Raw genomic sequence first — 26443 nt, forward strand, 5'->3', positions numbered from 1 at the left:
CGGTGCACCCGCCCGGGCTGTGCGCAACAATGGGATCATGACCGCGCCCGAGATCCTGCCCCGTCGTCGGATCGCCGGTGTCATCGCGGTCTGGGTCGTCGCCGCCCTCGTCGCGCTCGCCGTCGGCGTCTTCGTCGAACCGGACTGGCGCGGCGCGTGGCTGCTCGTCGGCTTCGGCCTCTGCTTCTTCGTCGCCTTCGCGGTCCAGCTCGCCTCGGGCCGGTCGCAGGGCTTCATCGTCCGCATCGCGGCGAGCGTCCTCGGCGCCTTGGCCGTCATGGGTCTGCTCGGGGCCGGCTTCGCGCTCGCCGAGCTCCTCGCCGGCTTCTGAGCCGGCGGCATCCGTCGACCGCACCCGCGTCCGCGGCGGCTAAAGTGGACCGCATGGATCTCGTCGCACTCGAACTCTTCTTCGTCGGGCTGCTCGGCCTCGCATCGCTCGCGATCGCGTTCGTGTCCGGCGTCGTGGTGTGGAACCTCTACCGCGGTCAGCGCTGACACCGTGATCGATCTGCCGACCGACCTTCCGGCTGATCTGGTCCCGCTCTCCTGGCTCATCGGGGTCTGGGAAGGCACCGGCGTCCTCGAATACGACGCGCAGGGTCGGACCATGTCAGGCGAGTTCTCCCACCGCGTGAGCTTCAGCCACGACGGCGGGGACGCGCTCAACTACGCGGCGACCGCCTGGTTCGAGGATGCCGACGGCACCCGCCACGACCTCGTCGCCGAGACGGGGTACTGGCGACTGTCCCGACCCGCGACGGAGCAGGACGCGGGGCCGGCGCTCCTTCCCGCCCTCGCCCCCCGTGACGCGGCCCGGACCGTGGACGACGTCGAGGCGCTCCGCGCCGACGGCGGCGGGTTCGAGATCGAAGTGGCGCTCGTTCACTCCGACGGCATCAGCGAGCTCTACCTCGGGCAGGTCCGCGGCCCGCGCATCGACATCGCAACCGATGCGATCGTGCGTCCCGCCGGCGCGAAGGACTACTCGTCCGCCACCCGGATGTACGGCCTCGTCGACGGTCACCTGCTCTGGGCCTGGGACATCGCGGCCCTCGGCACCGCACTGTCGTCGCACGCATCAGCGCGGCTGGCGAGGGTCCAGTGACCGCCGACGCCTTCGCGGGGGTCCCCGGCGCCGTCGTCGACGAGCGCGGTCTCGCGCACCTCGGCAACCCCGTCCGCGAGCAGCGTGACCTCGCCGCGGGCTCCGCGGTCGCGCCGTTGGCCGATCGCACCGTCCTCACGGTCGCGGGCGAGGACCGGCTCTCGTGGCTGGACTCGATCACGTCCCAGGCGCTCACCGCGCTCGCTCCGGGCGTCGGCACCGAACTGCTGGTGCTCGATCCGCAAGGGCACGTGGAGCATGCGGCATCCGTCGTCGACGACGGGGAGTGCACGTGGCTCATCGTCGACCGGGACCGGGCCGATGGGCTCCTCACGTGGCTGACCCGCATGCGCTTCCGTCTGCGCGTCGACCCGCAGAACGCATCCGAGGCGTTCGCCGTCGTCGCCGGCACGAACGCGGCCGTCGATGCGCTCGGTGCCGAGGTCGTCTGGCGCGATCCGTGGCCGAACGTCGGCATCGGCGGCTGGGGATACGCCGCCGTCGACCCGCACCCGGGGGCGGACCTCGACTGGGCGGAGGCCGTCGTGCCGCGCACGGTCCTCGACGACCTGGCCGCCGCCGCGGTCCGCGGTGAGAGGCGCCTCGCCGGGTACCTCGCCGCCGACGCGCTGCGCGTCGCTGCCTGGCGCCCCCGCGCCGCGAGCGAGGCCGACGGACGCACCCTGCCGCACGAGGTCGACTGGCTGCGCACCGCGGTCCACCTCGACAAGGGGTGCTATCGCGGACAGGAGACCGTCGCCAAGGTCCACAACCTCGGCCACCCGCCGCGGCGACTCGTGTCGCTCCAACTGGACGGATCGGATGCCGAACTCCCGGCACCCGGCGCAGCGGTCCGGCTCGACGGAGCCGATGTCGGAGCCGTCACCTCCGTCGCTCGTCACCACGAGGAGGGCCCCATCGCCCTCGCCATCGTGAAGCGGTCCGTGCCCGTCGACGCTGCGCTGACGGTCGAGGTTCCTGACGGCGAGATCGCCGCGGCGCAAGAGGTCGTCGTGCCGCCGGATGCGGGGCGCGCGGCATCCGTCCCGCGCCTGCCGCGCCTGTCCCAGCGCCGCTGACGATGACGGGGGAACCGACGGCGACGGCTCCGGTGCCCACCGCCCGCCGGTACCCGCGGGAGGGGTGGGCCCGGCTGAAGGGATCCGCCGTCGCGATCCTGCAGCTGGTCGTCGCAGCCAGCACGGCGTTCTCGATCGCGCACTACGGCCTCGGGCATCCCGCCCCGCTGATCGCGGCGACCGTCACGATCTCGAGCCTCGGACTCGTCCGCGACGCACGACCGTGGCGCGTCCTCGAGACGGTCATCGGAATGACGCTCGGCGTGTTCGTCGCCGAGCTCGTTGTGTTCCTCGCCGGCAACGGCTGGTGGCAGCTCGCCCTCACCCTCGGCGTGAGTCTGTCGATCGCCCGCTTCGTGTCGCCGCAGGCGGGGTTCGCGATCGCCGCCGCGATCCAGTCGATCATCGTCGTCGTCGTGCCGGCGCAGGTGCCCTTCCTGCGCCTGCTCGACGCTCTGATCGGCGGCGCGATGGCGCTGCTGGTGACCGCCCTCATCCCGCGCAGTCCGCTGCGGACCGCGCTGACCGATGCCGGGCGCCTGTTCACCGCGTTCCAGGGCGCCGCCGGCACCGTCGCGCAGGGGTTGCGCCGCGGCAGCCGGGTGCGCACGGAACGCGGCCTCGAAAAAGCGCGCGAGCTGCAGAGCCTCGTGGACGACTGGAAGACCTCGGTCGAATCCGGTGCCGCGATCGCCCGCATCTCGCCGTTCCTTCGGCGGCAACGGTTCGAGCTGGAACGGTACGAACGGATGCGGGCGAGCATGGACCTCGCGGTGCGCAACCTCCGCGTCGTCGCGCGACGCGCCGCCTACCTCGTCGACGACGGCCGCGAGCGCGACGTTGCCGCCGACTTGCTGGTCGAGCTGATCCGCGGCGCCGACCTCGTGCAGCAGTCCCTCACCGACATCACCTACGAGCCGGCTGCGCGCGAGGTGCTCACCGCCGTCGCCGCGCGGCTCGATCCGATCGCGCTCGTGCCCGATGGCTCGCTGGGTGACCAGACGCTCATCACGGCCCTCCGCCCGCTGGCGACCGACCTGCTGTGCGCGACGGGCCTCAGCCCGGCGGACGCCCGGGCCCGGTTGCCGCGGGTCTGACCTCGTCCTTCACCGCGGCGCGACGGCGTCCCAGGGTAGGGTCAGCTCTCCGAGCCGCCATCGCGCGCGACCGCCGATCGGCCATCCGGCGGCGACGAGCGCGTCGAGTGCGGCGCGCCACCGCTGCACGGGCCCGAACGCTGACGCCGCGACTGCGCGCGTCCACTCCCGGTCTAGCGCCTCGATCACGTCGTGCACGCGTTCCCCCGGCACATTCCGGTGGATGAGCGCCTTCGGCAAGCGCTCCGCCGCGACCGCGGGGGAGTCGAGCTCCGCGAGCCGCAACGAGATGGTCAGGCTGCGAGGAGCGGCATCCGGCCCCACCTCGATCCAGGTCGAGATCCGACCGAGCTCATCGCACGTCCCCTCGACGAGCATGCCGTCGGGGCGCAGGCGCGACGCCATCCGCGCCCATGCGTCGGCGACCTCGTGCTCGTCGTACTGCCGCAGCACGTTGAACGCGCGGATGACGGCCGGACGTCGACCGCCCGGCACAGGTATCTCGAACCCGCCGCGCGCGAAGGAGACCCGGGCATCCCGGGCGAAGCTCGCCTCACCCGTGCGCACCCGAGCGAGTTGTTCGCGCGCCCGAGCGACGCGTGCCGGGTCGATCTCCAGCCCCAGCACCTCGACGTCGGAGCGAGCGCGGCGGAGCCTCGCTTCGAGCTCGAACGCCGTGACGCCGCTGGCCCCGTATCCCAGGTCGACCACGAGCGGGTCCGCGGTCCGTCGCAGGATCGGATGCCGAGCGATCCAGCGGTCCACACGGCGCAGCCGGTTGGTGTTCGTCGTCCCCCGGGTCACCTGCCCCACGACCGGATCGGAACGCGTCATGACCCCATGATCCCATCCGGCGCGCCGGTAGGATTGCGGGCATGACAGCCCCCTACACGTTGATCCTCCTTCGGCACGGTCAGAGCGAGTGGAACAAGTCCAACCAGTTCACCGGCTGGGTGGATGTCCGCCTCACCGATCAGGGCAAGGCGGAGGCCCAGCGCGGCGGCGAGCTGCTGAAGGAATCGGGTCTGCTCCCCGACATCCTCCACACGTCGCTGCTGTCGCGCGCCATCCAGACCGCGAACATCGCACTCGACGCAGCCGACCGCCTCTGGGTGCCCGTCAAGCGTTCGTGGCGTCTGAACGAGCGCCACTACGGCGCCCTGCAGGGCAAGGACAAGGCGCAGACCCTCGACGAGTTCGGCGAGGAGCAGTTCATGCTCTGGCGCCGGTCGTTCGACGTTCCGCCGCCGGACATCTCCGACGACGACCCCTACACGCAGGTCGGCGACGTGCGCTACGCCGACATCGACGGCGACGTGCCCCGCACCGAGTCGCTCAAGATCGTCATCGACCGCCTGCTCCCGTACTGGGAGAACGAGATCGTCCCCGACCTCAAGACCGGCAAGACCGTTCTGGTCACCGCGCACGGCAACTCCCTCCGCGCACTCGTGAAGCACCTCGACGGCATCAGCGACGACGACATCGCCGAGCTGAACATCCCCACCGGCATCCCGCTCGTGTACCGCCTCGACGAGAACCTCGAGCCTCTCGAGCCGGGCGAGTACCTCGACCCCGAAGCCGCCGCCGCAGGCGCCGCCGCGGTCGCCTCGCAGGGCAAGAAGTAACCGGCACGCCACCGGGAACACGAAGAGCGGATGCCTCGCGGCATCCGCTCTTCGTCGTCCGGGCGCGCCCGAGCCGGGATCAGACCTCGGCGTCGACGCCCTCGGGGTCGGCCGACCACGTGCCCGTGGCCAGGTACGAGACCTTCTTCGCGACGGAGAGCGCGTGGTCGCCGAAGCGCTCGTGGTAGCGGGAGGCGAGCGTCGCGTCGACGGTCGCCGACGCTTCGCCCTGCCAGTTGTCGCTGAGCACCTTCTCGAAGACCGCGAGGTGGAGCGCGTCGAGCTCGTCGTCCAGCTCGTGCAGACGGCTCACGAGCGACAGGTCCTCGGTGCGCAGGAGGTCGGCGAGGGTGCGGGCCACCTCGGTGTCGATCTCGCCCATCTTGGTGAAGGTGTTCTTGAGGCCCTTCGGGACGGCGCGCTCGGGGAAGCGCATGCGCGTCAGCTGGGCGATGTGCTCGGCGATGTCACCCATCCGCTCGAGCGAGGCGCTCACACGCAGCGCTGCGACGACGATGCGCAGGTCACGGGCGACCGGCTGCTGACGGGCGAGGATCTCGATGGCCAGTTCGTCGAGCTCGATGGCCTTGTCGTCGATGACCTTGTCGTTGTCGATGACGTCCTCGGCGAGGGCGACGTCGCTCGTCGCGAACGCGCGGGTCGCCCGCTCGATCGCGACCGTCACGAGGTCGGAGATCTCGACGAGACGGGTCTGCACGTCCTCGAGGGACTGGTGGAAAACTTCGCGCATGGAGCACCTTCTCTTCGTGCGGGCGGGTGAGGGGCGCGACCTGTCGCGCAGAGACCTCGGCGATCCTCCCGCGCTCAGGTTAACGGTCGGTGCCGACACGGTGAACAGTCGACGGTGCGCGACGCACGGGCCGATTTCCGTCCGATTGCGGGGGTGCGACCACCTTACGCTGGGGTCATGGATTCGACGCAGCTCGAGCTGCTGGCGCTCGTCGTGGGGCTCTTCGTGGGCGCCGGCGCGGTCGGACTCGTGGTCTACGCGATGCAGGAGCGCGCGCGCACCCGGCTGGTGACATCGCTGGACATGCCCGAGGGCACCGCCTCCGTCCTCCAGGCGATGGACGACGCCGCCGTCGTGGTCGATCCGTCCATGCTCGTGCTCGCGGCATCCGCCACGGCAGAGGTGTTCTCGCTCACCGTCAACGAGACCCTCGACGCCGATCGCCTCCGGCACCTCGTGCGCAACGCTCGCCAGACGGGACTCCCCGCGACCGAGAACATGACGCTCAATCGCGGTGTCGAACCGCGCGTCGTCGCCGCACGGGCCAGCGTCATCACGCCGCGGCTCACGCTGATCGTCATCCGCGACATCACCGAGCGCGAGCGCGTCGAGCAGATGCGCCGCGACTTCGTCTCGAACACCTCCCACGAGCTCAAGACGCCCGTCGGCGCGGTCACACTGCTCGCCGAGGCGATCGAGTCCGCCGCCGACGATCCCGATCAGGTGCGCCACTTCGTGCGGCGGCTCAGCGGTGAGGCGACCCGCCTCGGGCAGCTGACCTCCCGCATCATGAACCTCTCGCGCCTGCAGTCCGCGGATGAGATCGCGGAGATGCGCGACGTGGCGGTCGACGAGGTGGTCCGGTCGGCCATCGAATCCCAGGCCATCGCCGCGGAGTCGGCCGAGATCAGTGTCGCCAGGGGAGGGGAGAAGGGTCTCTTCGTGCGAGGCGACCCGCAGATCCTCACCGAGGCCGTCAGCAACCTGCTCGCCAACGCGATCGCCTACTCACCCGCCGGAGCGCAGGTGGGGATCGGCGTCCGCGAAGCCGACGGCGCCGTCGAGATCGCCGTCGCCGACCACGGCATCGGCATCCCCGAGGACGATCAGCAGCGCGTCTTCGAACGGTTCTACCGCGCCGATCAAGCGCGCTCTCGCCGCACCGGCGGAACCGGCCTCGGTCTCGCGATCGTGAAGCACGCGGTGCAGCGGCACGGCGGGTCGGTCGAGCTGTGGTCGCGTCCCGGTCGCGGGTCGACGTTCACGATCCGGCTTCCGCTCGTCGCCGAGGCGGATCGCGACACCCCCACTCGCAAGAAGAAGCCCAAGAAGATCGGCGCGAAGGCGCCCGCCAAAAGGAAGACACCATGACCCGCGTCCTGATCGTCGAAGACGAACCCGATCTCGCCGACCCGCTCGCCTACCTCCTGCGCAGAGAGGGATTCGAGGTCGAGATCGCCGAAGACGGTGGCATCGCCCTCGACTCGTTCACCTCGCGTGGCGCCGACATCGTCCTGCTCGACCTCATGCTGCCCGGGATGCCGGGGACCGAGGTGTGCCGCGTCATCCGGTCCACCTCGAAGGTGCCCATCATCATGCTGACGGCCAAGGACAGCGAAGTCGACATCGTCGTGGGACTCGAACTCGGCGCGGACGACTACATCACCAAGCCGTACTCGTCCCGGGAACTGCTCGCACGCATGCGCGCGGTCCTCCGCCGCAGCGAGAACGACGAGCTCGACGTCGACGACCGCGTCATCGAAGGCGGGCGCGTCACCCTCGACATCGACCGCCACACGGTCTCGGTCGAAGGCACCGAGATCTCGATGCCGCTCAAGGAGTTCGAGCTCCTGGAGCTCCTCATGCGCAACGCCGGTCGCGTCCTGACCCGCGGTCAGCTCATCGACCGCGTCTGGGGGAGCGACTACTTCGGAGACACGAAGACCCTCGACGTCCACATCAAGCGCATCCGCTCCCGCATCGAGAAGAGCCCCAGCGACCCGAGCATGCTGCTCACGGTGCGCGGGCTCGGCTATCGCTTCGAAGCCTGACGACGCCGCCATACGACGAAGGCCCCCACCGAGTCGGTGGGGGCCCTCGTCGTGCAGCGTGAGATCAGCCGGCGGGCGTCGCCGTCGCGGCGGGGGTCGGCACGAACTGCGTGTAGTAGGGCAGCGTGCCGTCGAGGATGGGGACGAAGACGCGGACACCTTCGCCTTCACCGGACTGGAATGAGACCTCGACGTTCGCGCCGGGCTTGCCGACGTTGTCGAAGGTCATCGGCGCCATGTCGACGCCGAGGGTGACGGAGGAGTTCGCGGCGATCTCGACGCTCTGCGGCTGGCCTTCGATCGAGACGTTCAGGGCGAGGGCGTCATCGGTGGAGTTCACGATCGAGGCGACGAGATTGCCCAGCGTGCCCTCCTCGTCGGCGATGATCAGGGCGTTCCGCACCTTAAGGGGCCCGGAATCGGGAATGTTGACGCCGTCTGACGCGGAGTACTGGATGGTCGTCGCCTGTGGGGCCAGCATGTTGCAGCCGGTGGTGCCCAGAACGACTGCGGCGCCCAGGGCCAGGGACGCGATGAGACGCGATTTCACGGATCCTCCAGATGACACGAACGGCGACCCTCTCATCCTATGGGGTCGTGGGAGGGGCATCGGGCAGGTGGGCGGCGAACCTTAGCGTATGTCGCCTGTGGTATTCTGGAGGTTGCCGAAAGGACACAACTGCATGCTTTTTGAGGTTGGCGAAACCGTCGTCTATCCGCACCATGGCGCTGCGACCATCATCGAGGTCAAGGATCGCGTCATCAAGGGCGAGACGAAGAAATACCTGAAGCTCAACGTCACCCAGGGCGATCTCATCATCGAGGTCCCTGCGGACAACGTCGATCTCGTGGGCGTCCGCGACGTGATCGGCAAGGACGGGCTCGAGAAGGTCTTCGACGTCCTCCGCGCACCCTTCACCGAGGAGCCGACCAACTGGTCGCGTCGCTACAAGGCGAACCTCGAGAAGCTCGCGTCGGGCGATGTCATCAAGGTCAGCGAGGTCGTCCGCGACCTCTGGCGTCGCGACCAGGACCGTGGCTTGTCCGCGGGGGAGAAGCGGATGCTGGCCAAGGCCCGGCAGATCCTCATCTCCGAGATCGCGCTGGCGCTGAAGGCCGACGAGGAGAAGGCATCCGCAGTCCTCGACGAGGTCCTCGCTTCCTGACACATCCTGAGAACGGCCGGCTGATCAGCCGGCCGTTCTTCGTTGTCCGAGCACATGCCGCACGGCGGTGACGGGGTGCGGCATGATGTGCCCGTGACCACCCGTTCCGTGACCACCGCCGTCGACCTCTCGCGTCGTGATCTCACGCTCGACCTCGCCCGCGTGGTGTGCGTCCTCTTCGTCATCGTCGTCCACCTCGTGCAGGTGGGGATCGGTCCCGGCCCCGACGGCGGGCTCGTGGCATCCCGTCCCGCCGAAGAGCAGCCTTGGTTCAACGCGGCAACCTGGGTGGGGCAGATCATGCCGCTGTTCTTCGTCGTCGGCGGGTTCGCCTCGGCGACGGGCTGGCGCTCCTGGACCGCGAAGGGCGGCGACGCTGCCGGGTTCGTGCGGACCCGCACGCTCCGTCTCGCTCAGCCGGCGTTGCCACTGTTCATCTTCTTCGCCGTCGTCCTCGGGGTCGCGACCGCGGCGGGGCTGCCCGACCAGCTTGTGGCCGATGCCGCCATCGGTGCCGGATCCCCCCTCTGGTTCCTCGCTGCCTACCTGCTCTGTCAGGCAGCGGTGCCGCTCCTGGCGGCGTGCCATGCCCGCCGCCCCGTCCTCACCCTTCTGGCCCTAGCGGCGGGCGTCGTCCTCGTCGACGCCGTGCGCTTCTCGACGGGCATCCCGGAGATCGGGCTGCTCAATCTCCTCTTCGTCTGGCCGCTCATTCAGCAATTCGGGTTCTGGTACGCCGACGGATGGTTCGACCGACGGCATCCGCTCTCCCTCGTCGCCATCGCGGCGGCGTGCTACCTCCTGCTCTGGCCGCTCACCGCCCTCGGCCCGTACTCCGCGAGCATGCTCGGCAACCTCAATCCGCCGACGGTTCCGCTCGTCATCCTCGGGATAGCGCAGGCCTGCCTGCTGCGCCTGCTCAAGCCGGTGCTCGCGCGCCTCATGGCGCTCCGGGCGATGCAGGGCGTGGTCTTCGTCCTCGGGTCGCGCCTCATGACGATCTACCTCTGGCACCTTCCGGTCATGCTCGCCCTCACGGGCGTCAGCCTGCTGATCCCCGGCGCCGCACCGGTGCCGGCCTCGCCCGCGTGGTGGTGGTCGCGTCCGATCCTGTTCATCGTGGTGCTCGGAGTGCTGCTCGCTCTCTCGCTGGTGCTCGCGAAGTGGGAGGCACTGGGCACACTCGGGCGCACGCCGGCCACGGGGATCGTGGCGGTCGCGTGGGTGTGCGCTTTCGTACCGCCCTTCGCCGTCATGGAGTGGTTCCTCGACCTCCCGATAGCGGTGGTCGGCGCCCTCCTCCTGGGAGTCGCCGTCCTTCTGCTGCGCCGCAGCCCGGTCGCCGACGGCTCGGTACGCTCGGAGGCATGAGCCTCATCCCCGTTCCGCGTGTTGCTGTCATCGTCGTCGCGGCAGGTTCGGGCACACGACTCGGCACGGGGTCGGCGAAAGCGTTCGTCGGCATCGACTCGCACACGATCCTGCGCCACGCCCTCCGCGGGGTGTTCGCCGCACCCGAGGCGCAGGTGATCGTCGTCGCGCCGGCCGACCGGGTCGGCGACGCGGAGACCGAGGCGCTCGAGGCTGCCGGGGGTCGCCGGGACCTGGTCTCCGTGGTGGCGGGAGGAGCCACCCGGCAGACGTCGGTCGCCGCCGGGCTCGGGGCGGTCTGGCCGGACGTCGAGATCGTCCTCGTCCACGATGCCGCGCGTGCCCTCACCCCTCCCGAGGTCTTCGCGCGTGTGATCGACGCCGTTGAAGGCGGATCGGATGCCGTCATCCCCGTCCTCCCCGTCGTCGACACGCTCAAGCGCGTCGAGGACGACGCGGTGGTCGAGCCGGTCGACCGCTCGGTCCTCGCCGCGGCCCAGACCCCGCAGGGATTCCGACGCGCGGTGCTCGACGAGGCGTACCGCGACGCGGCTACCGACCACACCGATGACGCCGCGCTCCTCCAGGCAGCCGGAACGGTCGTGCGAACGGTTCCCGGAGACGACCTCGCCTTCAAGATCACGACGGCGGCAGACCTCGAGCGCGCCCGCGCACTCGTCGCACCGGTTCCGCCGGTCGTCCCGGCCCCCGCCCCGGTGATCCCGCGCGTCGGGATCGGGACCGACGTACATGCCTTCGGCGGGGACGACACCCTCTGGCTGGCCGGTCTGGAGTGGCCCGGGGAATCGGGGCTGAAGGGACATTCCGACGGGGATGCCGTCGCCCACGCGATCGTGGACGCGGTCCTCGCGGCCGCGGGCCTGGGGGACATCGGCACGCACTTCGGTACGGATCAGCCCGAGTACGCGGGGGCGCATGCGGCGGCGTTCCTGGCTCGGACCCGCGCGCTCGCGGCGGAGGCCGGCTGGGTGATCGGCAATGTCAGCGTTCAGGTGCAGGCCAAGCGCCCGCGCTTCGCCGCGCGGCGCGTCGAAGCCGAGCGCGTGCTGTCGGACGCGCTCGGCGCGCCGGTCACCGTGTCGGCGACGACGACCGACGGCCTCGGGTTCACGGGGACGGGAGACGGGGTGGCGGCCTTCGCGGTCGCGGTCGTCGTCCCCGCCTGATCGCGCGGGTCAGAGGGGACGCGTCATGAACGTCGACGCGGGGTCCGGTCGGTAGGAGCCGAACGGTTCGCACTCGGTGAACCCCTCGCTGGCGTACAGCGTCCGGGCGGCGAGGAACCCGGCATCCGACCCCGTCTCGAGCCACACTCGGCTGATGCCCTGCGCCCTGGCGACGGCGAGGATGTGGCGGAGGATCGCGCGTCCCACCCCCGTCCCGAGATGGGCGGCGGTCACGCGCATCGACTTCAGCTCGCCGTCCGTGTCGCTCAGGCGGGCGAGTGCGCCGATCCCCGCGAGCTCGTCGCGCCGCCACGCGGACCACACCGTCACGGCGGGATCCCGAAGCGCGGACACGTCCAGCGCGTGCACGCTGTCGGCGGGCGAGAGCTCGTGCATCCCCGCGAGGTGCTGGCGGACGAGCGCGACGGTTGACTCGCCGGTCAGATCGTCGACGCGGATGTCGAGGTCGTCGGATACGGGCATGTCAGGCCTCCACGGCGAAAGGTCGAGGGTCGCGGGGCCGACGGCTGCCCCACGCGAGCGTGACGAGCCCGGCGGCCAGGACCGCGAGCCCGACGACGGCGAGGGGGGACAGTGTCTCGCCGAGAGCGGTCACACCCAGCACCGTCGCGGTCAGCGGCTCGGCGAGCGTCAGCGTCGCGGCGGTCGCCGCAGTGAGTCCCTGCAGCCCCCACGTGAAGAGCGCGTAGGCGACGCCGATCGTCGCGAGGCCGAGCCACAGCGCCATCGCGATGCCAGGCGGGGTGACGGTCCACGACAGATCCACGAACGGGATGACGGCCGCGCACACCAACGCGGATCCGACTCCCATGGCGCCCACGACGGTGAACGCGTCCCACCCCGCGTCGAGGAGACGGCGCTGCGCATTCGCGATCACGGCGAAGCACGCGCCCGCGCCGACGGCGGCGGCGAGACCGAGCGCGTCGACGCCGCCCGAGCCGCCTCCGCCCCCGAGCCCCAGCAGGACCACGCCGATCGCAGCGAGGGCGGTCGCGCCCATCCACAGCATCGACGGCACGCGGCGCGAGAGGATCCATTCCAGGATGCCGGCGAGCACGGGAGCGGAGCCCAGGGCGATCACCGTGCTCACCGCGACACCGTTCGTCTGCGTGCCGACGAAGAACAGCGGCTGGTAGAGGCTGAGCGCGACACCGGTGACGGCCATGAGGGCGAGCGGACGCCAGGTCGGCTTCGGCCGAGGGCGATCCGGCACCCGGCGACGATGCGCTGCGGCCAGTCCGAACGCCAGCGCGGCCAGGGCCGTCCCGCCGACCAGCAAGCGTGCTACGCCGACCGAGAGGGCCGACGCCTCGTCGGGTCCGAGTGCCCGGGCCGTTCCGGTCGTCCCGAACAGGAGGGCGGCGGCCAAGACGGCGAACACGTGCAGCACCCGTCCTTTCTATCGCCTCGGAGCGGGCTCGGATGCCACCCGCCGGTAGCATGGACCGGTGACGGTTCGGCTCTACGACTCCCAGGCTCAGGCGCTGCGCGACTTCGCGCCCGCCGACCCCGAGAACGTCACGATGTACGTCTGCGGTCCGACGGTCCAATCCGGTCCCCACATCGGCCACGTGCGCGCGGCGCTGAGCTTCGACATCCTCCGCCGGTGGCTCGAGCACCGGTTCGGCCGGGTCACTTTCGTCCGCAACGTCACCGATATCGACGACAAGGTCCTCGCGAACGCGACGGAATCGGAGCCCTGGTGGGCGCTGGCCTACCGGATGGAGCTCGAATTCTCCCGCGCGTATGCCGCGGTCGGCATCCTGCCCCCCACTTACGAACCGCGGGCGACGGCATCCATCCCGCAGATGCAGGAGCTCATCGAGCGTCTGATCGAGGCGGGGCACGCGTACGCCGCCGCCGGCGACGTCTACTTCGACGTGCGTTCCTGGGCGCCCTACGGCGCGCTGACCCGTCAGTCGGTCGACGCCATGGAATCGGCCGCCGATGCGGACCCGCGCGGCAAGCGCGATCCGCGCGACTTCGCGCTCTGGAAAGGTGCGAAGCCCGACGAGCCTGCGGACGCGACATGGGACTCTCCTTGGGGCTCCGGGCGACCGGGCTGGCACATCGAGTGCTCCGCAATGAGCCGCCGATACCTCGGTCCCGAGTTCGACATCCACGGCGGCGGCCTCGACCTCCGCTTCCCGCATCACGAGAACGAGCTCGCCCAATCGACGGCGGCCGGCGACGGTTTCGCGCGCTACTGGGTGCACAACGGGCTCGTCACGGTCGGCGACCAGAAGATGTCGAAGTCTCTCGGCAACTTCCTTCTGGCCGAGGACGTCCTGCGTGACACCGACCCGCTCGTGGTCCGCTACGCGCTGATCTCGGCGCACTACCGCTCGAATCTCGACATCACCGAGTCCACCTTCACAGAAGCGGATGCCGCGCTCGGCCGCATCCGCGCGTTCCTGCAACGTGCGTTCCGCGCCGGTGACGGATCCGTCGGCTGGTTCGCGTCCGATGTTCCGCAGGAGTTCGCGGCGGCGCTGGATGACGATCTCGGCGTGCCGCAGGCGCTGGCGGTCCTCCACGAGACGGTGCGCCGGGGCAACGCCGCCCTCGATGCGGGCGATTCCGCCGCCGCCGAGGATTCCCTTCGACAGGTGATGGCGATGGTTCGCCTCCTCGACATAGACCCCATGGATGTGAAGTGGTCCGCGGTGATGGCGCAGGCCATGGCGACCGCCCTGCACCGCCTCGTCACCACCATGATCGACCAGCGCGCGGAGGCCCGCGCGACCAAGGACTGGGCGGCAGCCGACCGCATCCGCGACGCGATCGCGGCGGCAGGCGTCGTCCTCGAAGACGGTCCCTCCGGGACCCATTGGAGTATGAACAATGGCTAAGTTCGGCAACCCGTCCGCGGGACGCGGCAAGAAGGGCCCCACAAAGGGGTCCGGCGGCAAGAACAAGCGCTCTCTCGAGGGTCGTGGGCCGACGCCCAAGGCCGAGGACCGCGCCTGGCACCCGGCCGGCAAGCGCAAGGCCGCGAAGGAGCGCTTCGTTGCGGCCGGTGGCAAGCCCCAGATCCGGCAGACGACCGGTGGGCGCGCGCCCAAGGCGAAGTCCGGTGACGACACCGAGACCGTGACCGGCCGCAACAGCGTGCTCGAAGCTCTCCGCGCCAAGATCCCCGCGACCGCGTTCTACATCGCGCAGCGCGTCGAGATGGACGACCGCGTCAAGGAGATGCTGTCCATCGCGACGAACCGCGAGATCCCCGTGCTCGAGGTCACGCGTCAGGAGCTCGACCGCATGGCCGGGTTCGACGGCGTGCACCAGGGCGTCGCGCTCAAGGTGCCGCCCTACGAGTACGCGCACCCGCAGGACCTGCTCGAGCAGGTCATCGACCGCGGCCAGCTGCCGCTGTTCGTCGCCCTCGACGGCATCACGGACCCCCGCAATCTCGGCGCGATCATCCGCTCGACGGCCGCCTTCGGCGGACAGGCGATCATCCTGCCGCAGCGCCGCTCGGCGGGCGTCAACTCCGCCGCGTGGAAGACGAGTGCGGGCGCGGCCGCCCGCATCCCCGTCTCGATCGCCCCGAACCTGACGACGACGCTCAAGGAGTTCAAGAAGCAGGGCGTCTTCATCCTCGGTCTCGACGGCGGAGGCGACGTGTCGCTGCCGGCGCTCGAGCTCGCGGACCGCCCCGTCGTGATCGTCGTGGGTTCCGAAGGCAAGGGCCTGTCGCGCCTCGTGACCGAGACCTGCGACCAGATCGTGTCGATCCCGATCAACGCGGCGACCGAATCGCTCAACGCCGGCATCGCGGCATCCGTCGCCCTGTACCAGGTGTCGACCCTTCGGGCCGCGAGCGAGTGACTCGCATCCGTCGCCGCATGGGCGACGGATAGCGTGACCATAGGGAAACGGGTCAGACTGGCACTCGACTGTTCATCCGCAGGAGAGGAACCATCATGACCCGCATCGCCGTCATCGGAGGCACCGGCTACGCCGGCAGCAACATCGTCGCCGAGGGTGTCCGTCGAGGACACACCGTCGTCTCCGTCGCGCGCAAGATCCCCGCTGACCGGATCGAGGGGGCGACCTACGTCGAGGGCACGATGCTCGACGCCCCGGCACTCGCGGCAGAACTCAACGGAGTCGATGTCGTCGTCTTCGCGACCTCGCCCCGCGGCGACATGGTCGGCAAGATGCGAGAGGCCGTCGACGGCGTCATCGCGGCGCTGCCGCTCTCGGTGCGCGTCGGCGTCATCGGCGGCGCCGGTGGCAGCCTCGTCGCCCCGGGGGGTCCCCGCGTGATCGACAGCGGCTTCCCCGAGGAGATCAAGCCCGAGGCGATGGAAGCCATCGGCATCCTCGAGGACCTCCAGGCCGACACCAGCGGTCGCGACTGGTTCTACATCCACCCGGCCGGCGGCTTCGGCGCCTGGGCGCCGGGGGAGCGCACCGGCTCGTATCGCATCGGCGGCGACGTCATCGTCACCGACGACAAGGGCGAGTCCTTCATCTCCGGCGCCGACTTCGCGATCGCCGTCCTCGATGAGATCGAGTCGCCCGCGCACGTGCGCGAGCGGTTCACCGTCGGGTACTGACGACGACGATCAGACGAGGTCGCGCCAGTCGACCTCGTCTTCGTCGTCGTCGCTGACGGGCACGTCGGACGTGATCACCGGAAGCGCCGTCGTCTCGGTCGGCGGACCCATCACGGTCGCCTCGTCACGGCGGTGACGCAGCACGCCGTCGATGTAGGAGGACAGGACCTCGGCGATCGGGATCGACCGCCCGCGGGCCTGTGACATGTACCACCGGTGCTCGAGCACCTGATGGAACACCTCGGCGGGCTCGAGCTTGCTGCGCAGCTCCCACGGGATGGCCTTGACGACCGGTTCGAAGACGCGGGTCAGCCACTCGTGGGCGACCATCTCCTCGTCGCTGCCGAGGCGCGAGACGCGGGCCGCGAACTCGTCCATGTCGTTGAGCAGCCGACGGGCCTGGTTCTCTTCGACATCCAGCCCCGTCAAGCGCAGCAGACGCCGTTGGTGGTGCCCGGCATCCACCACCTTCGGCTGGATCAGCACCTTCGTGCCGTCGGATGTCTCGTCGATCGACATCTCGCCGATGTCGAAGCCGAGGCTGTTCAACCGCTGCACGCGCTCGGTGATGCGCCAGGTCTCGTTCGCCGCGAAGGTCTCGGTCTCGGTGAGCGCGCTCCACAGCGACCGGTACGACGACATGATGCCGTCGGCGATCGCCACGGCGTCCACACCGCCCTCGAGACGCCCACCGGCCTCGAGGTCCATGATCTCGCCAGCGATGTTCGTGCGCGCGACGTCCAGGTCGTGTTCGCGCTGGCCGCGCGTCAGGCCGCCCTCGTGCAGCTCGCCCGTCTCGGCGTCGACGAGGTAGGCGGCGAACGCCCCGGCATCCCGTCGGAACAGCGTGTTCGACAGCGAGACGTCGCCCCAGAAGAAGCCCACGTTGTGGAGGCGGACCAGGAGCGCCGCCAGGGCGTCCACGAGGCGTGTGGCGGTGTCGGGACGCAGCACCTGGGTGAAGAGAGCGCGGTAGGGGAGCGAGAAGCGCAGGTGCGCGGTGACGAGAGCGGCGGGGAGCGGCTCGCCCTTCGCGGTGCGGCGGCCGTCGATGACGGCGACGCGGCTCACGCAGGGGACGTCCAGCCGAGCGAGCGAGCCGAGCATCTCGTACTCGCGGCGGGCCATCTCCGCCGTCGTCTCCTTCACCGCCACGACACGCCCCGACAGGCTCGCGAAGCGCACGAGATGGCGGGAGAGCCCCTTCGGGAGCGAGACGATCGCGTCACTGGGCCATTCGCCGAGAGGCGTCGCCCACGGCAGAGCCAGAAGCCCCGCGTCGACGCTGCTGGCGGTGATGCTCAGGGAATGGACCACGCGGGTGACCTCCGACTCACGCACCGCGGCGCGGGGGGTCCGGAAGACCCACCCGCGCCGCGGTCCTGCTGATGATGACGATCAGGCCGAGACGACCGGCTTGTCGTTGAGGCGGTCGCCCGACTCGATGTCGAACGCGTGCACGTGGCCCGGCTTGGCGGCCAGCGTGACCGTCTCGCCCGCGTTCGGGTGGTTGCGGCCGTCGACGCGAGCGACGATGTCGGCACGCTTGCCGTTGATGTCCACGTGACCGTAGAGGTAGCCGTCGGCGCCGAGCTCCTCGACCAGGTCGACCTGGACCGCGAGGCCCTTGCCGTCTGCGGGGCCGACCTCGATGTCCTCGGGGCGGACGCCGACCGTGACCTGGCTGCCGTTGGCGCGGCCGACGGTGTCGCGGTCGAGCGGGACGACCTCGGAGCCGAAGCGGATGCCGCCCTCGGCCAGGTCGGCCGGGAACAGGTTCATCGCAGGGGAGCCGATGAAGCCGGCGACGAACACGTTGTTCGGCTTCTCGTACAGGTCGCGCGGGGTGCCGACCTGCTGCAGGAGGCCGTCCTTGAGGACCGCGATGCGGTCACCCATCGTGAGGGCCTCGGTCTGGTCGTGGGTGACGTAGACCGTGGTGACGCCGAGGCGGCGCTGCAGCGAGGCGATCTGCGTACGCGTCTGGACGCGGAGCTTGGCGTCGAGGTTCGACAGCGGCTCGTCCATGAGGAAGACCTGGGGCTGACGCACGATGGCGCGACCCATGGCGACACGCTGACGCTGACCACCCGAGAGGGCCTTCGGCTTGCGGGTCAGGTACTCCTCGAGGTCGAGGAGCTTGGCTGCCTCGAGAACGCGGGAGGCGCGCTCCTCCTTGCCGACGCCGGCGATCTTGAGCGCGAAGCCCATGTTCTCGGCCACGGTCATGTGCGGGTACAGCGCGTAGTTCTGGAACACCATCGCGATGTCGCGGTCCTTCGGCGGCACGTCGGTGACGTCGCGGTCACCGATGCGGATGGAGCCGGAGTTGACCTCCTCGAGGCCTGCGAGCATGCGGAGCGACGTGGACTTACCGCAACCGGAGGGGCCGACCAGGACGAGGAACTCGCCATCGGCGACCTCGAGGTTGAGCTTGTCGACCGCCGGGCGGGTGCCACCGGGGTACAGACGGGTTGCGTTGTCGAACGTGACGGACGCCATCTTTTCTTCTCCTTCACCGGCAGGTACGTGCCGGACGATCCGTTGTGAAGCGAGCGGGGGACACCCCGCACACCCGCCATCGGGTGCGTGTTCAGTATGCCACGGCTGCGGGGAGCTGAGGGATGCCTCCTCGTCAGCCTTTTTCCAGCGCGTCTGACTAACATCGGAGCGTGCGCCACACCCGGGCGCCGGGCCCTCTGGCCGCACCACAGATCTCCCCGAGGTTTCATGTCCACCGATTCCGGCGACACCCCGTCATCCGCGACCGATCGTCGCGAGGCCGTGCGCGAGAAGGCGCAGCGCGTCCACGTCAAGCAGTCGCGCGTCCGCCTTGCGCGCCGCATCTCGCTCGGCGTCCTCGCCACGGGAGCGGTCGCCGCCGTAGCCGCCGTCGTCGTCTGGTCGGTGACCTCGACGATGGGTGGACGGGATCTGACCCCGGACACCGCCAGCTCCGACGGCTTCGCCGTCAGCGACGTCGCCGGCGTCGCGGGCAGCCAGGGCACGATCGACGACAGCGCGGTCGAGGCCACCCCGGAGTCGGACAAGGCCGCACCCGTACCGACGGCATCCGCGGCTCCCGTCGACATCCGCGTCTACGTGGACTACCTCTCTCCGGGCGCCCGCGAATGGCAGCTCGCCAACGTGGATCAGTTGAAGACGTGGGTGGACGAGGGCGCGGCGACGCTCAGCTACCACCCCGTGTCGATGCTGACAGCCAAGTCCAACGGCACCAAGTACTCGCTGCGCGCCGCCGCCGCTGCGGCGTGTGTCGCGACGCACGACGAGAACGTCTTCTTCGCCTACAACACGGAACTGCTGAGCCGTCAGCCCGCGATGGACACCGATGGGTTCTCAGACACGGAACTCGCCGACCTCGCGCAGGCCGTCGGCGCCCAGGAGCCCGACAAGGTCCGCGATTGCATCGAGGACGGCGACTACATCGAGTGGACGAAGGACGCCACGGAGCGTGCGATCGCCGGCATCCCCGACGCCGACGGTCTGCAGCTCGCCGGAACGCCGATGATCCTCGTCAACGGCCAGCCGTACATGGGTGCGCTGAAGGATGCCGCGGAGTTCTCGCAGTTCGTCCTGACGAGCGCGAGCGACAAGTTCTACACCGAGCAGACCGCGACACCGACGCCCACCGCGCCTGCGGAGTGAGCTGCGCGGCCCGGTTAGACTGGGCCATCTGCCGGCTTGGCGCAATTGGTAGCGCACCGTACTTGTAATACGGGGGTTGCAGGTTCAAGTCCTGTAGCCGGCACCATTAGCTCGGTATTCCATTTGGCCGGCGCCCCTGGCTGCGCATCGACTCGCGTGACCTATGTAGTGTGCGATGCGTGATCATGACCTACCGAACCGCATTGACGATCAGCGCCGAGATGGAGAATCAATCTTCGGGCGACCGTGTCGAGATGGATCCGCGAGGCATCCTCAACGATCTCGAACGCATTTGGGACGTCATCGATGACGCTCGGCGGGTCAATGAGCCGCCTCAGGAGATCGCCGACGATCAGCCGTATGTCTCACCGCTGCCCGATGACGCGCCGTTCGACGTGTCGCTGATGGAGGATGATCTGCCGTTCATCCTCGATCGACTGGAAGAAGGAAACGCGGTCACGCTCGAGATCCTGACGGAGGACGACCTGCACCCCGACGTGAGGCGGGAACAGGAGGAGAGTCTGAAGCTCGGTCTCTCAGCGGTGGTTGAGGTGCGAAGCCTCGTCGCGCGTGAGGGCGGTTCGCACTCCTCCGTTCGCTGACAGGACTCGGTAACTCAGCTCCCACGACGCCGACGGAGTTCGCGGACGATGAGCCGCGCCATGACAACGATGAAGATCGCGAAGAGGACTGAGGCGCTCGCGTGCATCGAGAACCTCATCCAGCGCGGCATCGGAATGCCTCTGGCGCCGGCCGTGGTCACTTCGGACCATCGCCCTATGGACTCGCCGAACTCCTGGGCGGCGAAGAAGATCGCCGCGAGGGCAGTGCCGAGAATCCAGAGCAAACCCCATGCCAGCGCGGAGGCCTTCACTGCGACGCGCTCGTCGTCCGCGGGGTCCATGGCCCGACGATAGCTCACGGTGCATCTCATGATCCCGGGCCCGCATCTGCTCGAGACCGGCGCCCCAGCGTCAGCTCTCGTCCGCTTCGACCGCGTCGCGCGACGTCACGCGAACCTCGGCGATGCGACGACGGTCGAGGGCCGTGACCTCGATCGTCGCGCCGTCGACCTCGATCACGTCGCCGACGACCGCCAGACGGCCGAGCCGTTCCGTGACGAAGCCGGCGACCGTGTCGGACGGCCCACGGGGGAGCACGATGCCCGTGGCCTCGGAGAAGTCCTGCAGGTTGAGGCGACCGTCGATGATCTCGCGGTCCGCGTCCGGGGCGACCGCGGTGTCGTACTCGTCGAAGATCTCGCCCACGACTTCCTCGACGAGATCCTCGAGTGTGACGATGCCGTCGGTCCCGCCGTACTCGTCGACGACCACTGCGATCTGGTGGCCCTCGGCCCGCATCTTCGTCAGCGTCGGGAGGACGCGCGCCGTTGACGGGAAGTACGGGATCGGACGCACGATGCCCGACAACGGGGCATCCCGGCCCTCGACGACCGCCTCGAACAGATCGCGGACGTGGACGAACCCGACGATGTCGTCGATGGAGGTGTCGGCGACCGGATACCGGGAGAACGGCAGCTCCCGTGCCTCGGCGACGGCGTCACCGATCGTGGCGGTGTCATCCAGCGCCGTCACCTCGGGACGCGGGCGCATGACCTCGCTGAGCTGGCGACCCCGCAGCGAGAGCACGTCTTCGAGGATTCGACGCTCGTCCTCGGGCAGGCCTTCGTGGCTCGCGACGATGTCGCGGACCTCTTCGTCGGTCATCTCCTCACCGGTCTTGTGAGGATCACCGCCGAGCAGGCGCACGAGCGCGTTCGTCGAGACTGACAGCAGCCAGATGACGGGTCGCATGACCTTCGCGAACCCGTCGAGGACGGGGGCGACGGCGTAGGCGAACTGCGCGTTCCGCTGGATCGCCAGCCGCTTCGGCACGAGCTCTCCCAGCACGAGCGACAGGTAGGCGATCAGCAGGGTCAGGATCAGCGTCGCGAGGGTCAACGCCAATCCGGGATCGACGCCCCACGACTCGAGGACCGGCGCGACCGAGGGCGCGATCGACGTGGCGCCGTAGGCCGCCGACGCGAAGCCCGCCACGGTCACGCCGATCTGAACCGCCGACAGGAACGTGTTGGGGTTCCGCGCCAGTCCAGCCACCTTGGCGCCCCGCTTGCCGCGAGCGGCGATCGCATTGATCTGACTCTCACGGAGTGTGACCAGAGCCATCTCGGTGGCCGCGAACACTCCGCCCACCAGGACGAACACCACGACGAGGGCGATGTTCAGGGCGAGGTCGTTCATCGGATCCGTCCGACGGCGTCGGCCTCAACGGTGGGCGTCTGCGTATGGTCGCTGATCATCGGTCAGCTGTGCTCCTTCTTCTGCTCGGGAGTGGTCGTGGGCGCCCCGCTCGCGAGCGCCTTGGCGTCGTCGCGCCGCGTCTTGGCGAGGCTCGCAACCGTGGCGACGACGATCGTGGCGGCGATGAACACGAGCGAGAGCCAGATCGGGATCTCGGGGACCCACAGCAGCGGCTCGCCGCCGTTGATGAAGGGCAGCTCGTTGACGTGGAGGGCGTGGAAGAGGAGCTTGATGCCGATGAAGGCGAGGATGACCGCCAGACCCTGGGCGAGGTACACGAGGCGCTCGAGCAGACCGCCGATGAGGAAGAAGAGCTGGCGGAGGCCCATGAGCGCGAATGCGTTCGCGGTGAAGACGATGTACGCCTCGTTCGTGAGGCCGTAGATGGCGGGGATCGAGTCGACGGCGAAGATGAGGTCGACGAATCCGATCGCGACGATGACGAGCAGCATCGGGGTCACGAAGCGCTTGCCGTCCTTCTTGACCGTCAGCTTGTCGCCGTTGTACTCGTCGCTGACGGGCAGATGACGGCGGACGAACTGCATGAACTTGCCGTTGGCCGGGTCGGAGTCGCCGTGAGCGAAGGCCTGACGGTACGCGAGGAAGAGCAGCAGCGCGCCGAAGATGTAGAAGATCCACGAGAAGTTCTCGATGAGAGCGGCGCCCACCGCGATGAACCCACCGCGCATGACCAGGGCGATCACGATGCCGATCATCAGCACCTTCTGCTGGTAGATCTTCGGCACGGCGAAGCCGGCCATCACGATGAGGAAGACGAAGAGGTTGTCGATCGACAGCGCCTTCTCGGTCAGGTAGCCGGCGAAGTACTCACCCGAGTACACCCATCCCCAGCCCGGGATGAAGCCGATGACGACGCCGAACAGCAGGGCGAGGCCGATGTAGAAGGCCGACCAGCGTGCCGATTCGGCGATGGACGGCTCGTGCGGCTTGCGCACGTGGGCGAAGAATTCGTAGACGAAGAAGGCGATCGTGACGGCGATCGTGATGCCCCAGACGAGCGGGGTGATTTCCACAGGAGTCTCCTCGATGGCGTGAACAGATGACGCCAGAGTCTTCTCCATCTCGATTGCTCGAGACCGGTGGTCCGGGATGCGCCTTCACATCCGTAATGACGAACCGACCGTATCGGAGTACTCCCCCTGGGGACTTCCGATTTTATGGGATGCCGAAGGCCAAGACTGACAATTGCCTCGACGGGGTCGGCCGTGCTAGCGCCCTGCGGGCTCCTTGAGGTCGTCGCTCGCGTACGGCGCGGGCGCCGGTGCGTGCGCGTACGGGATGAACCAGCTCGCGAAGTCGAGGGGAGGGGTCGCCGCTGCGGCATCCCGTTTCGACGCCGCGTCCTGCTCGGCGAACAGCGAGTCGACGTCGAGATCCTGGAACAGCACGGTGTCGAGGTGCTCCCGCCATCCTTCGGGCAGGTCGCCGCTCAGCCGGTCCGCGTTGCGCTCCGCCTCATCGAGGACGAGTTTGAGCGCCAGCTCGTGCGCGACGGTCGGCGGGTACACGGGCGACGCGCTCAGGCGCGATGTGACCTCGATCGTCGCGGCGAGGAACTTCTGCGCGAACCCTCGGTCGTAATGGGTCGCGTACTGCGGCGGCAACTGCGAGATGACGTGGGTATCCCGCCACGCGGAGTGGTCGCCCGAGGCATCCGCCAGGTGGAGGACGTCATCGAACAGGCAGTCCACGACCATGACGGAGGCGTTCCAGACGAGTCCCTTGATGATGGTGCGCTGCCGCAACTCGGATGCCGTCGCGTCACCGGTCGCCCCGCCGAAGAGCTCGTTCAGCGCCCAGTCGATGCCAGCCAGTCTCGCGCCCGCGCGCGCCACTCGGGCGGTGTCGGAGGAGCCTTCCGGAACCGCGCCGGATGTCCCCTCCCATTCCGAATCGACGATGGTCGTGCTGGTCGATTCGATACGGACGAGGCGCTCCGCACCGGGGGTGACCGCGACGTCGAGGAGCGAGAGGAGGGCGTCTTCGGCATCGATCGTCGATGCCGACATGCGAGACGCATCGTCGATGCCGGCGAGGAGGTCGTCGGGATGCGCGCAGACCAGGTCGAGATCGATCCGGACCGACGCGCGGTAGCGAGGATCAGAGGCCATGGCGGCATCGTACCCAGCGGCGCGACGCGATCGCGACGGTCACTCGCTGTCGGCGAGTCCCAGCACGTCCAGCAGCCACGCGAGCTCGAACGCACGCTCCCGCCAGGAGTTGTACCGGCCGCTGACCCCGCCGTGACCGGCGACCATCTCGCACTTCAGGAGAGCGTCGGCACCGACCTCGCGCAGTCGTGCCACCCACTTCGCCGGTTCCACGTAGAGGACGCGAGTGTCGTTGAGGGAGGTGACGGCGAGGATGCGGGGGTACGAGACGCCGTCCCGGACGTTCTCGTAGGGCGTGTACGACTTCATATAGGCGTAGACGTCCTCGTGGTGCAGCGGGTCGCCCCACTCATCCCACTCGATGACGGTCAGCGGCAAGGAGGGGTCGAGGATAGTCGTCAGCGCATCGACGAAGGGCACGCCGGCGAGAATGCCGGCGAACAGGTCGGGGGCGAGGTTCGCGACCGCGCCCATCAGGAGCCCACCGGCGGATCCGCCCTCGGCGACGAGACGGTCGGGCGAGGTGTACCCCTCCGCGACGAGGTGGCGGCCGACGGCGACGAAGTCCGTGAACGTGTTGCGCTTGTGGAGGAGCTTGCCCTCCTCGTACCACTGCCGGCCCATCTCGCCCCCGCCGCGCACGTGCGCGATGGCGAAGATGACGCCGCGGTCGAGGAGTGACAGGCGCGCCACGGAGAAGCCCGGCTCGATCGAGTGCTCATAGGAGCCGTAGCCGTAGAGATGGACGGGGCGCGGCGACATGCCCGGCTCGCCGAACGAGCGCTTCCACACGAGCGAGACCGGGATCCGCGTGCCATCGTCGGCGACCGCCCAGACCCTCTCCTGCCCGTAGTCCGAGGGATCGTAGCCCCCGAGGACGGGCTGGCTCTTGCGGTGCAGGAGCTCGCCCGTGGCGACCTCGTAGTCGAAGACCGTGCCCGGGGTCACGAACGAGGCGTACCCGAGCCGGATGACGGGCGGTGCCCACTCCGACGACCCACTCGCCCCGACCGCGTACAGCGGCTCCTCGAACGCGATCTCGTGGACGTCGTCGGTCGCGTAGTCGAGGATGCCGACCCGGGCGAGGCCGTCGCGTCGGTACTCGACGATCGCCCAGTCGCGGTACGCCGAGGCGTCCAGCAGTCGGCGTCCGGGGAGGTGCGGCAGGACCACGTGGCGCTGGCCGGTCGGGTCGGATGCCGCGACCCGGACCAGTTCGAAGTCCAGGGCGCCATCGTTGTGCAGGATGTAGAGGACGTCCTCGCCGCCCACGACCGCGTGGGTGAGCGAGTACTCCACGCCTTCGCGGCGCGGCCACACGGAGCGCGGCTCGGCGGTGAGGTCATCGGCCGGGACCAGGTACTCCTCGGAGGTGATGGACGATCCGACCCCGATCACGAGGAACCGGTCGCTGCGGGTGAAACCGGCGCCGACCCAGTAGCGCTCGTCCGGTTCGGTGAAGAGGATCCGATCCGACGCGGCATCCGTCCCCACGACGTGGAGCCAGACGGTGTCGGGACGCCACGCGTCGTCGACCGTCGTGTAGACGACATGCCGGCCGTCGGGGGAGAAGACCGCGCCGGAGGACGTGTTCTCGATGACGTCGGGCAGATCCTCACCCGATGCGAGGTCGCGGATGCGGAGGGTGTAACGCTCGTCGCCCGCGATGTCGACGCCGTACAGCAGGCGTGTGCCGTCGTTCGAGACGTCGAGGCTCCCGAGCGAGAAGAAGTCGTGGCCGTGGGCTTCGACGTTGCCGTCGAGCAGGACCTGTTCACCGGGGACGTCCGTGTCAGGGGAGAGCACCGGCGGGGTCCAGTCGTCGACGTCCGCGATGGGGGCGCGGCAGTTGATGCCGTACTGCTTGCCCTCCAGGGTGCGTCCGTAGTACCACCACTGCCCGCGTCGCGAGGGGACCGAGAGGTCGGTCTCGAGCGTGCGACCCTTGATCTCGTCGAAGATCCGGTTCCGCAGGCCCTCCAGGTGTGCGGTGCGCTGATCGGTGTAGGCGTTCTCGGCCTCGAGGTGACCGACGACCTCGGTGTCCTCCTTCGCGCGCAGCCACTCGTAGGGGTCCGAGACGGCGTCGCCGTGATGGGTCCGGGTGAAGGGGCGGCGGTCGGCGACGGGCGGTGTCACAGCTTCGGAAGTCACCCGACCACGCTAACCGACCCTCGCGAGCGCGCGCGGGTTATGCCATGGCGCAACGTGTGCGAGGATTTTCCAGGCCCGACTGAACACTCGCTGACGTCTGGGTGAACTTTTCGTTCGCACTGCCGATCGCCGCGGCGCCCGTTCCCCCG

The 26443-nt window shown here is 69.4% G+C and carries 27 protein-coding genes and 1 tRNA gene; 16 read left to right on the plus strand and 12 right to left on the minus strand.

Features of this window, described 5'->3' with window-relative positions:
• Nucleotides 1-37: 37 nt before the first annotated feature.
• The 4 genes from ABCU91_RS06945 (at nucleotide 38) to ABCU91_RS06960 (ending at nucleotide 3284) form a co-directional block, all read left to right on the plus strand.
• Nucleotides 38-331: a hypothetical protein gene (locus ABCU91_RS06945; RefSeq protein ID WP_091352225.1), complete on the plus strand. Its 294-nt coding sequence runs from the start codon at nucleotides 38-40 to the stop codon at nucleotides 329-331.
• 171 nt (nucleotides 332-502) lie between these two features.
• A complete protein-coding gene (locus ABCU91_RS06950; protein ID WP_413355296.1) occupies nucleotides 503-1108 on the plus strand; it encodes an FABP family protein in 606 nt (201 codons plus the stop codon).
• Nucleotides 1105-2187 carry a YgfZ/GcvT domain-containing protein gene (locus ABCU91_RS06955; RefSeq protein WP_413355297.1) on the plus strand — a complete coding sequence of 361 codons (1083 nt, stop codon included), beginning with the start codon at nucleotides 1105-1107 and terminating at the stop codon, nucleotides 2185-2187. Before ABCU91_RS06950 ends, ABCU91_RS06955 begins: the two co-directional genes overlap by 4 nt.
• A 2-nt stretch (nucleotides 2188-2189) precedes the next feature.
• Nucleotides 2190-3284 carry an FUSC family protein gene (locus ABCU91_RS06960; protein ID WP_413355298.1) on the plus strand — a complete coding sequence of 365 codons (1095 nt, stop codon included), beginning with the start codon at nucleotides 2190-2192 and terminating at the stop codon, nucleotides 3282-3284.
• Between the two features lie 9 nt (nucleotides 3285-3293).
• Here ABCU91_RS06960 and ABCU91_RS06965 read toward each other — a convergent pair whose 3' ends face one another.
• Entirely contained in the window at nucleotides 3294-4118 is an 825-nt protein-coding gene (locus ABCU91_RS06965; RefSeq protein WP_413355300.1) for a class I SAM-dependent methyltransferase, read from the minus strand.
• A gap of 41 nt (nucleotides 4119-4159) precedes the next feature.
• On the opposite strand from ABCU91_RS06965, the gene ABCU91_RS06970 reads away from it, so the two are divergent.
• The gene (locus ABCU91_RS06970) at nucleotides 4160-4909 is read left to right on the plus strand and encodes a phosphoglyceromutase (protein WP_091352238.1); all 750 of its coding nucleotides are present in this window, start codon (nucleotides 4160-4162) and stop codon (nucleotides 4907-4909) included.
• Nucleotides 4910-4988: 79 nt separating this feature from the next.
• On the opposite strand, the gene phoU is transcribed toward ABCU91_RS06970, so the two are convergent.
• Nucleotides 4989-5660, minus strand: a complete 672-nt coding sequence (phoU, locus tag ABCU91_RS06975; protein ID WP_091352240.1) for a phosphate signaling complex protein PhoU — start codon at nucleotides 5658-5660, stop codon at nucleotides 4989-4991.
• A gap of 177 nt (nucleotides 5661-5837) precedes the next feature.
• Between phoU and ABCU91_RS06980 the strand changes: the two genes are divergently transcribed.
• Both ABCU91_RS06980 and ABCU91_RS06985 read left to right on the plus strand, forming a co-directional pair.
• The gene (locus ABCU91_RS06980) at nucleotides 5838-7031 is read left to right on the plus strand and encodes a sensor histidine kinase (RefSeq protein WP_406922289.1); all 1194 of its coding nucleotides are present in this window, start codon (nucleotides 5838-5840) and stop codon (nucleotides 7029-7031) included.
• Nucleotides 7028-7711, plus strand: a complete 684-nt coding sequence (locus ABCU91_RS06985) for a winged helix-turn-helix domain-containing protein (protein WP_406922288.1) — start codon at nucleotides 7028-7030, stop codon at nucleotides 7709-7711. The genes ABCU91_RS06980 and ABCU91_RS06985 overlap by 4 nt, the downstream gene beginning before the upstream one ends.
• Before the next feature lie 64 nt (nucleotides 7712-7775).
• On the opposite strand, the gene ABCU91_RS06990 is transcribed toward ABCU91_RS06985, so the two are convergent.
• Nucleotides 7776-8261: a DNA modification methylase gene (locus tag ABCU91_RS06990; protein WP_133398295.1), complete on the minus strand. Its 486-nt coding sequence runs from the start codon at nucleotides 8259-8261 to the stop codon at nucleotides 7776-7778.
• Nucleotides 8262-8394: 133 nt separating this feature from the next.
• Between ABCU91_RS06990 and ABCU91_RS06995 the strand changes: the two genes are divergently transcribed.
• The 3 genes from ABCU91_RS06995 to ispD all read left to right on the plus strand — a co-directional run bounded on the left by ABCU91_RS06995 (nucleotide 8395) and on the right by ispD (nucleotide 11435).
• The gene (locus ABCU91_RS06995; protein WP_018187148.1) at nucleotides 8395-8877 is read left to right on the plus strand and encodes a CarD family transcriptional regulator; all 483 of its coding nucleotides are present in this window, start codon (nucleotides 8395-8397) and stop codon (nucleotides 8875-8877) included.
• A 93-nt stretch (nucleotides 8878-8970) separates the two neighbouring features.
• Nucleotides 8971-10248, plus strand: a complete 1278-nt coding sequence (locus ABCU91_RS07000) for an acyltransferase family protein (RefSeq protein WP_413355301.1) — start codon at nucleotides 8971-8973, stop codon at nucleotides 10246-10248.
• Nucleotides 10245-11435, plus strand: coding sequence for a 2-C-methyl-D-erythritol 4-phosphate cytidylyltransferase (gene ispD, locus ABCU91_RS07005; RefSeq protein ID WP_413355302.1), 1191 nt, complete (start codon nucleotides 10245-10247; stop codon nucleotides 11433-11435). Before ABCU91_RS07000 ends, ispD begins: the two co-directional genes overlap by 4 nt.
• A 9-nt stretch (nucleotides 11436-11444) precedes the next feature.
• On the opposite strand, the gene ABCU91_RS07010 is transcribed toward ispD, so the two are convergent.
• The gene (locus ABCU91_RS07010) at nucleotides 11445-11918 is read right to left on the minus strand and encodes a GNAT family N-acetyltransferase (protein WP_413355303.1); all 474 of its coding nucleotides are present in this window, start codon (nucleotides 11916-11918) and stop codon (nucleotides 11445-11447) included.
• Between the two features lies 1 nt (nucleotide 11919).
• A complete protein-coding gene (locus ABCU91_RS07015) occupies nucleotides 11920-12846 on the minus strand; it encodes a DMT family transporter (protein ID WP_413355304.1) in 927 nt (308 codons plus the stop codon).
• 58 nt (nucleotides 12847-12904) lie between these two features.
• Between ABCU91_RS07015 and cysS the strand changes: the two genes are divergently transcribed.
• The 3 genes from cysS to ABCU91_RS07030 all read left to right on the plus strand — a co-directional run bounded on the left by cysS (nucleotide 12905) and on the right by ABCU91_RS07030 (nucleotide 16021).
• Complete coding sequence (gene cysS, locus ABCU91_RS07020; protein ID WP_413355305.1) at nucleotides 12905-14308, plus strand: cysteine--tRNA ligase; 1404 nt, start codon at nucleotides 12905-12907, stop codon at nucleotides 14306-14308.
• Nucleotides 14301-15287: a 23S rRNA (guanosine(2251)-2'-O)-methyltransferase RlmB gene (gene rlmB, locus ABCU91_RS07025; RefSeq protein WP_406922282.1), complete on the plus strand. Its 987-nt coding sequence runs from the start codon at nucleotides 14301-14303 to the stop codon at nucleotides 15285-15287. Before cysS ends, rlmB begins: the two co-directional genes overlap by 8 nt.
• Before the next feature lie 95 nt (nucleotides 15288-15382).
• Nucleotides 15383-16021 carry an NAD(P)-dependent oxidoreductase gene (locus ABCU91_RS07030; protein ID WP_413355306.1) on the plus strand — a complete coding sequence of 213 codons (639 nt, stop codon included), beginning with the start codon at nucleotides 15383-15385 and terminating at the stop codon, nucleotides 16019-16021.
• Between the two features lie 9 nt (nucleotides 16022-16030).
• Here the strand turns inward: ABCU91_RS07030 and ABCU91_RS07035 are convergent, their stop codons facing one another.
• Both ABCU91_RS07035 and ABCU91_RS07040 read right to left on the minus strand, forming a co-directional pair.
• Nucleotides 16031-17338 (minus strand): DUF4032 domain-containing protein, encoded by a 1308-nt coding sequence (locus tag ABCU91_RS07035; protein ID WP_413355307.1) that lies wholly within the window; start codon nucleotides 17336-17338, stop codon nucleotides 16031-16033.
• Between the two features lie 81 nt (nucleotides 17339-17419).
• Nucleotides 17420-18523, minus strand: coding sequence for an ABC transporter ATP-binding protein (locus tag ABCU91_RS07040; protein WP_413355308.1), 1104 nt, complete (start codon nucleotides 18521-18523; stop codon nucleotides 17420-17422).
• A 228-nt stretch (nucleotides 18524-18751) separates the two neighbouring features.
• Between ABCU91_RS07040 and ABCU91_RS07045 the strand changes: the two genes are divergently transcribed.
• The 3 genes from ABCU91_RS07045 to ABCU91_RS07055 all read left to right on the plus strand — a co-directional run bounded on the left by ABCU91_RS07045 (nucleotide 18752) and on the right by ABCU91_RS07055 (nucleotide 20289).
• On the plus strand, nucleotides 18752-19687 hold the full coding sequence (locus tag ABCU91_RS07045; RefSeq protein WP_406922279.1) for a DsbA family protein: 936 nt from the start codon (nucleotides 18752-18754) through the stop codon (nucleotides 19685-19687).
• A 30-nt stretch (nucleotides 19688-19717) separates the two neighbouring features.
• Nucleotides 19718-19793 (plus strand) — tRNA-Thr (locus ABCU91_RS07050).
• Nucleotides 19794-19872: 79 nt separating this feature from the next.
• A complete protein-coding gene (locus ABCU91_RS07055) occupies nucleotides 19873-20289 on the plus strand; it encodes a hypothetical protein (RefSeq protein WP_413355309.1) in 417 nt (138 codons plus the stop codon).
• Between the two features lie 14 nt (nucleotides 20290-20303).
• On the opposite strand, the gene ABCU91_RS07060 is transcribed toward ABCU91_RS07055, so the two are convergent.
• The 5 genes from ABCU91_RS07060 to ABCU91_RS07080 all read right to left on the minus strand — a co-directional run bounded on the left by ABCU91_RS07060 (nucleotide 20304) and on the right by ABCU91_RS07080 (nucleotide 26279).
• The gene (locus ABCU91_RS07060; protein WP_413355311.1) at nucleotides 20304-20591 is read right to left on the minus strand and encodes a hypothetical protein; all 288 of its coding nucleotides are present in this window, start codon (nucleotides 20589-20591) and stop codon (nucleotides 20304-20306) included.
• 70 nt (nucleotides 20592-20661) lie between these two features.
• The gene (locus tag ABCU91_RS07065; protein WP_413355312.1) at nucleotides 20662-21948 is read right to left on the minus strand and encodes a hemolysin family protein; all 1287 of its coding nucleotides are present in this window, start codon (nucleotides 21946-21948) and stop codon (nucleotides 20662-20664) included.
• A 62-nt stretch (nucleotides 21949-22010) separates the two neighbouring features.
• A complete protein-coding gene (locus tag ABCU91_RS07070; protein WP_413355314.1) occupies nucleotides 22011-23042 on the minus strand; it encodes a TerC family protein in 1032 nt (343 codons plus the stop codon).
• Between the two features lie 195 nt (nucleotides 23043-23237).
• Nucleotides 23238-24140, minus strand: a complete 903-nt coding sequence (locus ABCU91_RS07075) for a hypothetical protein (RefSeq protein ID WP_406922276.1) — start codon at nucleotides 24138-24140, stop codon at nucleotides 23238-23240.
• Nucleotides 24141-24179: 39 nt separating this feature from the next.
• On the minus strand, nucleotides 24180-26279 hold the full coding sequence (locus ABCU91_RS07080; RefSeq protein ID WP_413355386.1) for a S9 family peptidase: 2100 nt from the start codon (nucleotides 26277-26279) through the stop codon (nucleotides 24180-24182).
• Between the last annotated feature and the right edge of the window lie 164 nt (nucleotides 26280-26443).

It is taken from the genome of Microbacterium phoenicis (assembly GCF_047302325.1).
In the GTDB taxonomy this organism is placed as follows: domain Bacteria; phylum Actinomycetota; class Actinomycetes; order Actinomycetales; family Microbacteriaceae; genus Microbacterium.